Genomic DNA, 340 nt, shown 5'->3' on the forward strand with positions numbered 1-340 from the left:
TCCAAATACCGCTTCCCGCCATACTCTCCGCCATTAAGGTACATTTGGAGCAGTTTTGCCAGATCGTTGGCGTTGGCGAATAGGCCGGCGTGACCGGAAACTCCACCAAGCATGATCGCACCTTCATCGTGCACCGTTCCATGGATTGGCTCCTGCCTGAACATAAAATCATGCTCTGTAGGCACGATCTTGTAAGGAGACAATTGTGGGTTGAATCCTACTGAAGTGGCGCCTAAAGGTCTATAAAAATTCTGCTGAAGGAATTCCGGAAAAGCTAATTCTGTCCTGCTTTCTACTACCCGTGGTGCCAGGATAAAAAAGAAATCTGAATACACATATT

The 340-nt window shown here is 47.1% G+C and carries 1 protein-coding gene; it reads right to left on the reverse strand.

Annotation, left to right across the window (positions count from 1 at the left end):
- Window positions 1-340, reverse strand: a 340-nt coding sequence (locus tag HC176_RS18145; protein ID WP_167920398.1) for a serine hydrolase domain-containing protein, incomplete at both ends; no start/stop codon positions are given.

It is taken from the genome of Tamlana crocina (assembly GCF_012037625.1).